The organism is Bradyrhizobium canariense (genome assembly GCF_900105125.1).
Lineage (GTDB): Bacteria > Pseudomonadota > Alphaproteobacteria > Rhizobiales > Xanthobacteraceae > Bradyrhizobium > Bradyrhizobium canariense_A.
The window spans coordinates 5,228,178-5,241,232 of record NZ_LT629750.1; the positions used below are offsets into that span (position 1 = coordinate 5,228,178).

Below are 13,055 nucleotides of genomic sequence, written 5' to 3' on the forward strand. Positions count from 1 at the left end.
AATCCATGCCGGTTCCGCGCGCCGCATTACGTTTCGGCAATCTCTGGCGCGAATTTAGCAAGGATATGCCGGTTTGCGATCGGGCGAGCTAAGGTATCTCATACACCACCATCTTGTCGGCGATGCCGCGCAGCGCCGCCCGCTTCTGAATGGGCTTGATCGATTCTCTCTCCAGGAGTTCTGCCACTGCGGGCGCGACAATCACGGGCTCCGTGATGTGGATCTCCTGCGAAGTCGACAGGCTCTGAACCCTGGCTGCAATATTGACGGTCTGGCCGAAATAATCCTGCCGTTCATTGAGCATGACCGCAAGGCAAGGACCTTCATGGATACCGATCTTGACGATGAGGTCGCCGGTCCCGCGTTGCGCGTTGAGAGCTTCCATGGCGGAGCGCATCCGCAATCCCGCTATAATGGCGTGCTCGGGCCTGATGAAGGTGGCCATCACGGCATCGCCGATCGTCTTCACCACTGCACCCTTCTCCGAGGCGATAATTTCCAGCAGAGCGTGGAAATGCGCGCGCACCAGATCGAAGGCAGCGAGATCGCCGACGCGTTCATAGAGGGCTGTCGAGCCCTTCAGGTCGGTGAACAGGAAGGTCAGCGAGGTGATCTTGAGGCGCTGATCGATATTGAGATTATCGGCCTTGAAGACGTCGCGGAAGGTCTGGTTCGACAGCATCCGCTTGGCGGTGAGGAACGGCTTGCGCTTGCCGATCAAATGATGAAGGGCATCGGCCGCAATGAAGACCGTGGGCAACGTCCGCACACCGGCCTGGTTGTCGAGCGACAGCCGCAACGGGCCCGGGCGCATCGTCGTGGTTCCAGTCGGTGCGTGCCCTTTATTGTAGATCAGCGATAGCTGCTGGCGCTCCTTGGTCGGCTCGCCCTGGACGTCGATAAACTGGGCGGAGTGCGTCACCGGCTCGAATACGATGATGAATTGCGGCGGCAATTGCAGCGACAGCACCGCCTTTTCGCCGGCCGGCAATTCGAGCGCGTCCAGCGTCACCTCGTCAGTCAGCGACTCGAACGAATCCTTGTCGAGGTCGACGCCAGAACTCCAGAATACCTGCTTGAAATATTCCCAGAGCGGCAGCGTGTTCGGATCGTGCGCCGCAATCCGTCTGGTCTTGGGACTGACGGTGAAGGCGACTTCGACCTGCTCATCGACCGAGGCCTCATAACCGCAAGCGCACATGCCGCAATGATAATCGTCATGGCGCAACGATTTCAGGGTGCTGTGGGCATCCAGCACGCCGCTGCAGCCGGGACAAAGCACATTCCAGGTCAGATCGAACAGCCCCAGCCGTGAGGCATGGAGGAAACCGGAAATCACCCGTTCTTCATCGAGGCCGTTTCGCTTCGAAAAATCCAGCACGTTGATCCGGTTGAGCTCGTGGTCCTCGCCCTGATCGACCAGCCGCGCGATCGCATCGGCAACCACCGGATCTGCGGTCTGCTTTAATACTGAAATCTCGGCCTGAATGTTACTCATATCGGAACCCCGTCAGCGCGGTGAAATGGTGAACATCGGCGAGCGATCGGGCTGCGTCGTGACCACGCCGATCGGCATGACCGGATCCTTGTCGAGCAGTTCGACGCGGAACGTACCGATCAGCCTGGCAAGCGCCAGCGTCGCCTCCACGAGCGCAAAATGGGCGCCGATGCAGACCCGCGCGCCGACCCCGAACGGCAGATAGGCAAAACGATCGGGCGGTGGCGAGGGCGACATGAAGCGGGACGGGATGAACGCGTTCGGATCGTGCCACAGCTTTTCATGCCGATGTAAAAGCCAGGGCGCAATCAGGATTACATCCCTCTTCCTGACCGGAAGTCCGGCAATGGTGTCCGGCGCAGCAGCCGCGCGCGCGATCAGGAAGGCCGGCGGATAAAGCCGCATTGTCTCGTCGATCACGGCGCGGGTAAATTTCAGCCGATCGATGTCGAGCGCGCCGTCAGCGCTTACGCGCTGAACCTCATCGGCCAATTCGTCCTGCGCAACCGGGTCGAGCGCGAGCAGATACAGCGCCCAGAACAGCGCGGTCGCCGTGGTCTCGTGGCCGGCAAGGATCATCGTCGCCACCTGATCGCCGAGCTGTTCGTCGGAGAAGGATTCGCCGGTCTCGGGATCGCGGGCGGCCTCCATCAGGTCAAACAGATCGCGCAGCGGTGCGCCTTCCTTCTTGCCGGCGGCGCGGCGTTCCGCCATCAGCATCGCGATGAAACGCGTCCATCGCCGGCGGAAGCGCGCGCGAGAAAAATCCTGCGGACTGGGCCAGCCCAGCGGCAGCAGCAGATCGAGAAAATGCGGTCGCGCCAGCCGCTCGCCATAGTCCACCACGAAGTCGCGTAGCGTCGGGCCGTGACGGTCCATCCCCAATGAGAACATGGTGCGTCCGGCAATCTCGAGCGTCATTCGCTGCATCACTTCACGCAGATCGACCGGGGCGCTGCCCTTCTCCCGGAGCGTTGCAACCGTCTCATCGATTGCGGCGATCATGTGCGGCACAAGCGTCGCGACGGCGCGTGGCGTGAAAGCTGGCGCCAGCGTTCGCCGCTGATATTTCCAGGCACGCCCCTCGGCAGTCAGCAGGCCTTCGCCGAGCATCGGACGCAGCACCCGGATGCCCGCAGGCGTTCGGGTATAGTTCTCGTAATTGTCGACCAGCACATGCCGGATCGCATCAGGCGTATTGAGAATGAAGCTGCTGCGCCCGAAGAAACTGCCCTGGATCACATCCTCTTCGTAGGCGCGCTGGCCCCAGGTTGCGATCGCGCTCTTGCGCATCGCCGTCATCCGGCCCAGCGCGGTCATGGTGTCGGGCGCGCGCGGCGGGCTCGGCGGCACCAGGGGCCGACGTGGCGCTGACGTCCCAGGCTCAGCAGCGTGATGGGCTTCGGCTATGCTCACATGCGGCCTCCGAGACAGGGTGCAGGACAGCTAGTAAGTCAGCTCGGCAATCGCAATCCTGTTTTCCGATGCCGGCCAGGCCCGCGCCACAATCCGCTCCTGATTGAACAGGGCTGCAACCGGCCGTCCGATGTCCGCCGTCGACAACCGCAACGTGCTGACCGAATCCGTCGGCACACCCGGCTTCACGTCCGTTGGCTCCTTGCCGTCGAACAGCACGACGTCGCGCGGCAAACCCATATATCCGCGCGGCCGCGACATCATGGCGACAGCACCGGCGCCGGCATCGCCGGTTCCCAGCGGGCGGGCGGCGCGCAGATGCACGATATCGGATGAGCGCGGAAACGGCGAACGGTAGAAATGCGTGGTGGTCGAACCCGCCGCTGTCAGCACGATTTCCAGATACCAGGACGGATCAACCTGTGCCGGCCCCCAGCGTCCGTCCGCGCCGGTCTTCGAGCTGTGCACGGCATCGCCGATGCGTTCGCCGGTTCCGGCAGAGACGCGATACACTTCGACTGCTGCGTCCGTCACCGGACGGTTGGTGGGAACGCCGCCGGGCGTGCCGGTGACGAGGCCGCTCAGTTTGATGGAGGTCTCCGGCACGATCACCATCCATTCCGGTTCGCGGCCGGCAATGAATTTATAGATCTCGCGGAACGCGCGCGGCGAAAATGCCGTCTCACGGTGATCGACGGCGCCGAGCACGAGATTGGTCGCGCCCTTCAGCGCCGGTCCTTCCGCGGTGACACCGGTTGGCGTACCGGGCTTGCCGACGAAGCGGCCATCGGCCTGTGCGTATTTGTCCATGCCGTCGCTGCGCAGCGTGAGGAATGAAGTACCTGGCGTCACCTCGCTCTCGCCCTCGTTGAGCCCGCGCAGGAACGGGCCGCAGCCGTTGAACTCGTTGCCAAGGCCCTGTTCCCAATCATAGACGCCATGGTTGGGAACCCCGCACAGCACGGCATGGCTGACATCGCCGGCCCCGCCGTTTTTGATGTAGCTGCGAACGCAATAGCCGCCCCGCGAATTGGCGACGAGGGCGACCCGCGTAGCACCAGTGCCGCGCTTCAAGGCCGCGATGGCCTCACCAAGTTCGCGGCGCTGGTCTTCGGTCGAGGATTTATTCGGCTCAGGCTTGGAGTCGTCGGTTCGCGCCAGCGGATCGGTGAAGTTGATCGCCAGCATGCGGTCGTGTGGAATGCCGTTCGATTCCATGCGCCACAGCGTGGTCAGCCACAGCGCGGCGTGGTCGCCATTGCCGTGTACGAACAGGATCGGCGGAACCCCGGCAACCGCTGGCGCAGCAGGGGTCGCTTGCGCGAAAGCGGCTCTGGCGAAGCTGCCGGCTGCCAAGGGCAACGCGGAGGCGCCTTTCAAGATCGTCCGCCGTGATAGCCTCATGTGGTGACCTCCCGTTATTTTTCAGCGGCTTAATCGTGCCGCCGCCCCGCTGATAGCCGCCTGAGCACTGGACAGCCAAGGACTTTCGCAGGCATCACTTAGGACCGTGGGGAATCAGGCGCCTGCGATAGCAGGCCAGATGGAACGGGATATGACGAACCGGCCGGAGCTCGCCACGTTTGCCCCCGACAGCATCACGGCTCCGCTGCGGCATCCGGTGTTCCGGCGGATTTGGCTGGCGAGCCTGCTTTCCAACCTTGGCCTGCTGATCCAGGGCGTCGGCGCCGCCTGGGCGATGACGCAAATGACGTCCTCCGCCGACAAGGTGGCGCTGGTACAGACCGCTCTAATGTTGCCGGTGATGCTGATCTCGATGCCGGCCGGCGCGATCGCCGATATGCATGACCGGCGCATCGTCGCCCTGATCTCGCTATCGATCTCGCTTTCCGGCGCCACCGCGCTCGCGGTGCTGTTCTGGCTCGGGCTGGTCAAACCGGAAATTTTGCTGGCGCTGTGCTTTGTGGTCGGCAGCGGCATGGCGCTGTTCGGCCCGGCCTGGCAATCCTCCGTCAGCGAGCAGGTGCCGGCGGAAACGCTGCCGTCGGCGGTGGCGCTGAACGGCATCAGCTACAATATCGCACGCAGTTTCGGCCCCGCGATCGGCGGCATCATCGTCGCCAGTGCGGGCGCGGTCGCCGCCTTCGCCGCCAATGCGGTGTTATACTTGCCGCTCTTCACGGTGCTGTTTCTGTGGCGCCGCACCACCGCGCCGTCGCGCCTTCCCCGCGAGCGTCTCAACCGCGCCATTGTCTCGGGCGTACGCTACATCGCCAATTCGCCCTCGATCCGCATCGTGCTGGCGCGAACGCTGGTGATGGGCGTGATCGGGGGTTCGGTGTCGGCGCTGATGCCGCTGGTTGCGCGCGACCTTTTGCACGGCGGCGCCCAGACTTACGGAATCATGCTCGGCGCCTTCGGCGTCGGCGCGGTGATCGGCGCGCTCAACATTGCCGAACTGCGCAAGCGAATGACCAGCGAAGCGGCAGTGCGCGCCTGCGCGTTATCGATGGGCGGCGCGATCGTGGCAGTTGCGCTGAGCCGCGAACCGGTGCTGACCGCGGCCGCACTGGTGATTGCCGGCGCGGTCTGGATGCTGGCGGTCGCCTTATTCAACATCGGTGTGCAGCTCTCCGCGCCGCGCTGGGTGGCCGGCCGCTCGCTCGCGGCCTTCCAGGCATCGATCTCCGGCGGCATCGCGCTGGGAAGCTGGGGCTGGGGACGGCTGACCGACGCCGCCGGCGTGGAAACGGCGCTGTTGGTTTCCGGCGCGCTGATGTTCGTTTCGCCGCTGCTTGGACTTTGGCTGCCGATGCCGCGGGTCGGCGCCCGTGACGAGGATGCGGAAGTGTTGGCCGATCCCGAGGTGCGGCTTTCGCTGACCGGACGCAGCGGACCGCTGGTGGTCGAGATCGAATATCGCGTCGCGCAGGAAAACGCCCGCGCCTTCCATAACGTGATGCAGAACGTGCAGCTCAGCCGGCAGCGCAACGGCGCCTATGGCTGGTCGATCGCGCGCGATATCGCCGACCCCGAACTGTGGACCGAGCGCTATCATTGCCCGACCTGGCTCGATTACCTGCGGCAACGCAACCGCCCGACCCAATCCGAGCGCGCACTGCATCAGCGCGCGATGGATTTTCATCTCGGCCCGGATCCGGTGCGCGTCCGCCGCATGCTGGAACGCCCGTTCGGATCGGTGCGCTGGAAGGAAGACACGCCCGACCGCGCCACGAGCGAGGTTCTGCCGGTCGTCAACGCCGCGAGTGGCAGCACATGATTTCCGTCATTCCGCGACACGCGTCTTGGCGTGGACCCGGAATCTGAAAGTTATGGTGAGAGATTCCGGGTTTGCTCGCTTTGCTCAGCCCCCCGCAATGACCACAGGGTCAATTACTGCCCGTGCTCGACCAGGACTTTTTCGCAGGCCTTGCTGATCCGGCCGCGGTGTTCCTTCAGGCACGCCAGCACGGCGGAATCGCCGTCATTCATCACGGCGCGGCAGTGACGAACCACGTCACGCGCGCAGGCATCGTGCCCTTGCTGTTGTGCCGAGGCTGCTGAAGTCAGCAGAACAAATGGAACAAGCGGAACGAACAAAAGAAATCTGGCCATCGTTATATATCCTCGCACGCGTCAATTCGACGCGATCCAATTCCGGCATCTCAATCGTGTCAATGCGTTGCCTGCGCTTTGGATCGCCGCCGCAGTGAAAATTGCCTGGCCGGGCCGGCCGTGTTGGCAGGACGTTAACGTCTATTTCTCATTAATGACAGTGACGCGAGAGCCGGATGCGGCAGGGAACATTTGCGGGTCGTCCACTGGACGACATTTCAAACCAGGCCGCGACCCCGGTTCCGACAATAACTCTGTGTGTTGAGAAAGAGTAAACGATGCGTAACGCGCTGGGCCTGATGTTGGCGAGTGTTGTTTCGGCGGCTCTGATCGCCGCCGTCTGGTACTGGACGTCATCGCCGCACGCTCAACTGGCATCGGCTCCCGCCACCGTGACTGCCGCGCAGGCCGAACGGCTTCCGGCGGCGGCGGCGGCTGAAGATACGGTCGACGTCACCGCCGCCATCCCGGGCAAACCCGCAGCCCCCTCGCCCGCAGCAGCCCAATCTGTTGTTACCGCACAGCCGGCCGCGCCTTGCGCCAATCCGGACGCGCTTGGCGTCAGCCGTGTCGTGGAAGTCGACACCACGGGTGGACCGGGTTTCGGCTTCGAGCATTTCAAGCAGCTCGATTTTCTGACTGACAAGGAAGTGGTGCTGACCTTCGACGACGGTCCGTGGCCCGGCAATACGCCGGCGGTACTCAAGGCGCTCGCCGACCAGTGCACCAAGGCGGTGTTTTTCTCGATCGGCAAACACGCGACCTATCATCCGGAGATTCTCAAGCAGGTCGCCGCGGCCGGCCACACCGTCGGCACGCATACCTGGTCGCACGCCAACCTCAACAGCAAGAAGCTGACGGAGCAGCAGGTCAAGGACGAAATCGAAAAGGGCTTTAGCGCCGTGAAGCTGGCGCTCGGCGCGGCGCCGGCTCCGTTCTTCCGCTTCCCGGAGCTGCAGCATAACCCCGCGGCGATGGCCTATCTTGGCCAGCGCAACGTCGCGATCTTCTCCTGCGACCTCGATTCATTCGACTTCAGGAAAGCCAGTACGCCGGACAAAGTCGTGGAAACGGTCATGACCAAGCTCGACAAGCAAGGCAAAGGCATCATCCTGATGCACGACTTCCAGAAGCATACCGCCGAAGCGCTGCCCGAATTGCTGCGCCGTCTGAAAGCCGGCGGCTACAAGGTGGTGCAGATGAAAGCCAAGGCGCCGCTGGAAACGCTCGCGGAATATGACGAGTTGATGCTCAAGGACGCCAAGGTTCCGGTCTCCAGCACGCGGCCGGTCAATAGCGTGGTGCAGACCGTTTCGAAGTAAAAGCCTCGCCAGGCGGCGAGCCGCACGAGCGCGAGACTTAAAAAGCGCCGCTGGATTTGTCCGGGGGTGTCTTTTGTTTTGGCCTTACCGGTAAACTCCGTGCCGAAGCTCAGATCCAGCGGTCCCATGACATGATTTCTTTGGTTTGGCAGGTCAAGACGGCCTGGGCGCGGCCCGGCTCGGATCGATTCGCGGCGATTGTTGTTTTTGCGCTGCTGGTCGCCGCCTCGCTTCTCCCCGTGCTACTGACGCCCATTCCGGCGATGGTTGATTATCCCAATCACCTCGCCCGCATGTACATTCTGAGCCAGAACGGCACGCCCGATGCCAACCCGTATTACGAGGTGGCCTGGGCGCTCTATCCCAATCTGGCGATGGATTTGCTGATCCCGCAGATGGCGCGGCTGATCAGCGTCGAAAATGCCACCCGGCTGTTTCTGCTCTTGAGCCAATTATTGATCGTCGGCGGTGCGCTTGGGCTCGAACGTGTCGTGAAGGGGCGTCTCCATCTTGCCGGCTTCGCGGCGCTCATGTTCCTCTACTGCCTGCCGTTTACTTGGGGCTTCGTGAATTTCGAATTCGGTCTGGGCGTCGCGCTCTGGGGTATCGCTGCTTATCTGATGGTGGCGGAGCGCGCATTGCCGGTGCGTTTCATCGTCAACGCGGTTTTCGTCACGGCGCTGTTTGCGGCGCATTTCTTTTCGCTCGGCGTCTATGGCGCGACGCTTGGGTTCTATGAGCTGTGGCGCGCCTGCGAGCGGAAAGTGCCGTATCGCGACGCCGCGTTGCGGCTTGTGACGCTTGCAATACCAGCGGTGGCACTTTTCGGGGTCATGCAATTGACCGCCGGCTCGATCGGAAGCGAGGGCACAACTTGGCTTTTTGAATTCAAGCCGCTCTGGCTCTTTCGTATTATGAACGGCTACAATATGACGGTGTCGGCGGCGAGCGCGCTGGCACTGATGGCGTTGCTGTATTTCGCAGCCAGACGCGGCGTTCTAAAGCTCGAGCCGGCCGGGATTTGGCTCGCGATCGGCTTTGCGTTTCTTTACCTTGCGATCCCGTCGACGCTGTTCGGCACCTCGTTTGTCGACCTCCGGCTGATCCCCGCAGCGGCTTTGATCATTCCGGCCTTCTGCTCGCTGTCGCTGCCCAGCCGACGATGGACAATTGCTGCGCTCACCGTTGTCACCGGCATCACGCTCACCAATCTGGCCACCGTATTTGTGGTCTGGCTGTCTTACCGTGCAGACTATGCCGCTATTATCGAGTCGTTCCACAAGATCGACCGCGGTTCGCTGGTGCTCGTTGGCGGCAGCGGCGAGAGCGAGGACCCGCCGTTCAACGACCTCACGCGGTATCCGATGTTTTATGCTCCGACGCTGGCGGTGCATTATGCCAACGCTTTTGTACCGAACGTGTTCACCGAGGTGGGCAAGCAGCCGGTGCAGGCGCGCGCCGCCGTCCGCCGTCTCGCCATCCCCTATGGCGGACCGATACCGATACGCTTGCTTGCCGCGATCGCGGCAGGCCAAACGGTGTCTGACATTCCGCCTTTCATCCGCACCTGGTACCGGGATTACGACTATCTCTATGTGCTGGGGCCGCGCGTGGTGAACCCGCTGCCAAACCTGCTGGAGGAATTGGACAGCTCCGCGCGCTTTGTTCTCTATAAAATCCATCGCGCGCCCTAGCTCAAGGGCGCGCCGGCTTCCGATGGCTCTCCGCGTTTTGAGCGCAGCGTGTTCGGCCTGCCGCGTCCCGCTGACCGTATCCAAACAGGAACCGGCGAAAACTGCCCGAAAACGACTCGAAACCGAGCCGTCCTTAACGGTTACGGCAAGGCCGCCTTAACCACCGGCGTTCTAGACTTCCGCCACTTCAACGGAGTGGAAGCTCTCAAATGGCGGCCGATTCCAAGCCGATCAGCTACAGCATCGTCATCCCGGTTTTCAACGAGGAAGCCGTGCTGCCGGTGCTGCTGCGCCGGCTCGACCTGCTGCTCACCCGGCTGAGCGGGCCGGCGGAGGCGATCTTCGTCGACGACGGCAGCAGCGATTCCAGCCCCGTCGTGTTGCAGGCGCTCGCCAAGCGCGACCCGCGCTTCCGCTATATCGGCCTGTCGCGCAATTTCGGCCACCAGGTCGCCATCACCGCCGGCATGGACGCGACGCAGGGCGAAGCGATCATCGTCATGGACGCCGACCTGCAGGACCCGCCCGAGATCGTCGAACAACTGATTGCCAAATGGCAGGAAGGCTACGACGTCGTCTATGCGCGCCGTCTGTCGCGCGCCGGCGAAAGCCGGTTCAAGCGTGCCACCGCCCATTTATTCTATCGGATGCTCGGCAGCATGTCCTCGGTCGGGATTCCGGCCGACGTCGGCGATTTCCGCCTGATCGACCGCAAGGTGCTCGACGCGCTGCGCCAGATGCCGGAGCAGGACCGCTTCGTGCGCGGCATGATCGCCTGGCTCGGCTTCCGGCAGACCGAAGTGACTTTTCATCGCCTCGAGCGCGCCGCTGGCGAAACCAAATACCCGCTGTTCAAGATGGTGCGGCTCGCCATGAACGCGGCGCTCGGGTTTTCCGATGCGCCGTTGCGGCTGGCGATCTGGTGTGGGCTCGTGGTGTCAGGCCTGGCGCTGCTCTACGGCGGCTGGGTGCTGGCGTTGTGGATGAGCAACGACAGCCATCTGGTTGCCGGCTGGTCCTCGACCATCGTTATCGTGTCGCTGCTGTGCGGCATGAACATGCTGATGACCGGCATTGTCGGACTTTATGTTGGCCGTATCCATGGCGAAGTGAAGCGCCGCCCGCTCTATGTGGTGCAGAAGCGGCTCGGCTTCGAGCGCGACCTGGCCGCGCCAGCGCACCCCGCGATCCACGCCGTACACGAATAGGCGCGCCCGCATGACCGAACTGTTCGACAGCTACCGCAGCAACTACCGGGACGTGGTCCAATCCTCGATCGACTTCTCCGGCCTGCCGCACAGTTTCTTCATGCGCGCCAAGGCCGACCTATTGCGCGAATTGATCGCACAACGGCTCGGGCCGGAAAAACCAGCTATGCTCGATGTCGGCTGCGGTGTTGGTAGCTTTCATCCCTTGCTGCGCGGCATGGTCGGCCGCCTGGTCGGTATTGATGTTTCCTCGGCCAGCATCGCACAGGCGCAGACCGACAACCGCGAGGTCGACTACCGTACCTTCGACGGCAAGAGCTTTCCCTTCGACGACGCCAGCTTCGATCTGGTGACCGCGATCTGCGTGCTGCACCATGTCGCGCCCGCCGAATGGGCGCATTTCATAAACGAGATGCGGCGTGCGGTGCGGCCCGGAGGGCTTATCTGCGTCATCGAGCACAATCCGCTCAATCCGCTGACCCGCCTTGCCGTTGCGCGCTGCGAATTCGACCGCGATGCCGTCCTGCTCGGCGCCGGCAAGGCGCGAAAATTGATGGCGGCCGGTGGCTTGCGCGAGATCGGCGCGCGCCACTTCCTGCTGTTGCCCTGGGAGGCGAAGCCGGCGCGGTACGTCGAAGGTGCTTTAAGCAACGTGCCCATCGGCGCGCAATACGCCGCTTTCGGCACCGCCTGAGCTATTTCCTCGACACATCCCGCCGCTTGTGCACCACCGCCACGTCATCGCTGTAGACGCGCTGCCAGTCCGGCAAGCGGTCGAGCAGCGCCACCGCCGGCGTGTCCGGCGCGAGCAGCGTTGCGCCGAATTTGTACTGGTCGAGCAGTTTGAGAAAATCGGGAAGGTCGGCCAGCGACACATCGCGATTGTAGCGCGCGATGAATTCGCCGCCGTACAATTCACCGCGGCCGTCAATGAAAGTGGAAATGCCGGCGAAGATCAAATAGCCACCGAACGCATAATCGTTGAGCACGGGTCCCGCCTTGGCGAGATCGGCATTGGCAATCGCCGCCTCCGGCGTGTTGTTCGGCGCCGGACGCACGTCGCGCACCAGCGCCAGCGCGGTCGCCACGATCATCACGCCCAGGGCCGTCAGGTTGATGGCGCGCACTGAGCCGGCCGCATCATCCCCGGCCCGCTCGCCTAACTGCCGCGCCAGCGGTGCCGCCAGATAGAGCGGCGCCAACATCGCCAAAAGATCTGCATTGCGCACCTGCGCCAGCGCGAAATGCAGCAGGCCGAGCACCACCAGCGCCCGCACCACCGGCAGCGTCACTCCGCGCGACAGCGCGAAGATACCCGCCAGCAGCAGGAACTCGAAGGTACCGATATGGGCAAAGTCCTGCGGCCGCCATTCCGCGATCCAACCGAGCGCCGCGCCGAGGCCGAGCGTCTTGAGCGGTATCAGCAGTGGGCCCGGCCCGTAGGGCGTCAGGCAGCACGCTGCTGCCGCCAAGACCGTGAACGGCAACCAGCGCAAAAGCACGCGCGGCCATTCGCTGCGCTTCTCGTCCAGCAGCGCCTCGAGCACCGCGGGCCCAATCAGCCCGAGCGCCAGCACCACGCTTCCGTGCAGATTGGCCCACAGCACCAGCAACGGAAGCGCCAAATAAGGCGGGGGCGCACGGCGGTCCATGCAGCGCACCAGCGCCGCCGCCCAGGCCACCATGATCGGCAGCGCCAGCACGTGCGGCCGCGCCAGCATATGCGGCGCCAACAGCATCATCGCCGCCATGACCATGAGCAGCGTCAGTTTCGGCGACAACTCGCGCAGCAGGAAGTGCGTCAGCAGACCGACGGCGAGCGCGATCGCGGCCGCCGCCAGCGCCCCCACGCCGGCCCAGCCGGAAAGCGCATACACCGCCGCATAGATCACTTCCGACAGCCATTCGAAACTGATCCAGGGCGCGCCGTACATGGAAAAGGAGAACGGGTCGCTCGCCGGCACCGCGCCGTGCGCCATGATCCAGCGCCCGACCGCAATATGAGAATAGCTGTCCGGATCGCTCAGTAGCCGCGGCCCGAGCGTCAGCAGCAGGGCATAGACGGCCGCGCCCACCAGCCAGGGCAGCGCTGCCCGTGCCGGGAACGGTTTGGCCGCGCTCAGAATGACCTCATCGCTCATGAGCAGCGAAGGTAAGGCGGCAGTATTAATTCTTCTTTGCGGTCCGCCCGTGCTGCCGGCGGCTCCGCTAACGGCACCCGCATGATGTCGTGCTGGATCGGCGCCGACGTCGTCACGATGAACGGCATGCTTGCATCACATCGCAGACGAAGAACGGAACCAAACCCTGGCAAACGTCGGCAATGCTCCCAAAAACGACG

At 63.5% G+C, this 13,055-nt stretch carries 10 protein-coding genes; 5 read left to right on the forward strand and 5 right to left on the reverse strand.

Annotation, left to right across the window (positions count from 1 at the left end; genetic code table 11):
* Positions 1 to 88: 88 nt before the first annotated feature.
* Genes BLV09_RS24850 through BLV09_RS24860 form a run of 3 tightly spaced genes read right to left on the reverse strand, consistent with a single transcriptional unit; the run spans position 89 to position 4,318 of the window.
* Entirely contained in the window at positions 89 to 1,498 is a 1,410-nt protein-coding gene (locus tag BLV09_RS24850) for an adenylate/guanylate cyclase domain-containing protein (protein ID WP_100384908.1), read from the reverse strand.
* A gap of 12 nt (positions 1,499 to 1,510) precedes the next feature.
* The gene (locus BLV09_RS24855; protein ID WP_146689267.1) at positions 1,511 to 2,914 is read right to left on the reverse strand and encodes a cytochrome P450; all 1,404 of its coding nucleotides are present in this window, start codon (positions 2,912 to 2,914) and stop codon (positions 1,511 to 1,513) included.
* Positions 2,915 to 2,944: 30 nt separating this feature from the next.
* Entirely contained in the window at positions 2,945 to 4,318 is a 1,374-nt protein-coding gene (locus BLV09_RS24860) for a hydrolase (protein WP_146689268.1), read from the reverse strand.
* 151 nt (positions 4,319 to 4,469) lie between these two features.
* Between BLV09_RS24860 and BLV09_RS24865 the strand changes: the two genes are divergently transcribed.
* Positions 4,470 to 6,155 (forward strand): MFS transporter, encoded by a 1,686-nt coding sequence (locus BLV09_RS24865; RefSeq protein ID WP_146689269.1) that lies wholly within the window; start codon positions 4,470 to 4,472, stop codon positions 6,153 to 6,155.
* Between the two features lie 113 nt (positions 6,156 to 6,268).
* Here BLV09_RS24865 and BLV09_RS24870 read toward each other — a convergent pair whose 3' ends face one another.
* The gene (locus BLV09_RS24870; RefSeq protein ID WP_146689270.1) at positions 6,269 to 6,490 is read right to left on the reverse strand and encodes a cysteine rich repeat-containing protein; all 222 of its coding nucleotides are present in this window, start codon (positions 6,488 to 6,490) and stop codon (positions 6,269 to 6,271) included.
* Between the two features lie 278 nt (positions 6,491 to 6,768).
* Here BLV09_RS24870 and BLV09_RS24875 point away from each other — a divergent pair, with 278 nt between their 5' ends.
* From BLV09_RS24875 to BLV09_RS24890, 4 genes are all read left to right on the forward strand, one after another.
* Positions 6,769 to 7,812, forward strand: coding sequence for a polysaccharide deacetylase family protein (locus tag BLV09_RS24875; RefSeq protein WP_146689271.1), 1,044 nt, complete (start codon positions 6,769 to 6,771; stop codon positions 7,810 to 7,812).
* Between the two features lie 131 nt (positions 7,813 to 7,943).
* Positions 7,944 to 9,506 (forward strand): hypothetical protein, encoded by a 1,563-nt coding sequence (locus tag BLV09_RS24880; RefSeq protein ID WP_146689272.1) that lies wholly within the window; start codon positions 7,944 to 7,946, stop codon positions 9,504 to 9,506.
* 209 nt (positions 9,507 to 9,715) lie between these two features.
* The gene (locus BLV09_RS24885; RefSeq protein WP_146689273.1) at positions 9,716 to 10,714 is read left to right on the forward strand and encodes a glycosyltransferase family 2 protein; all 999 of its coding nucleotides are present in this window, start codon (positions 9,716 to 9,718) and stop codon (positions 10,712 to 10,714) included.
* A gap of 10 nt (positions 10,715 to 10,724) precedes the next feature.
* Positions 10,725 to 11,408, forward strand: a complete 684-nt coding sequence (locus tag BLV09_RS24890) for a class I SAM-dependent methyltransferase (RefSeq protein WP_146689274.1) — start codon at positions 10,725 to 10,727, stop codon at positions 11,406 to 11,408.
* A gap of 1 nt (position 11,409) precedes the next feature.
* Here BLV09_RS24890 and BLV09_RS24895 read toward each other — a convergent pair whose 3' ends face one another.
* Positions 11,410 to 12,855, reverse strand: a complete 1,446-nt coding sequence (locus BLV09_RS24895) for a hypothetical protein (protein WP_146689275.1) — start codon at positions 12,853 to 12,855, stop codon at positions 11,410 to 11,412.
* Between the last annotated feature and the right edge of the window lie 200 nt (positions 12,856 to 13,055).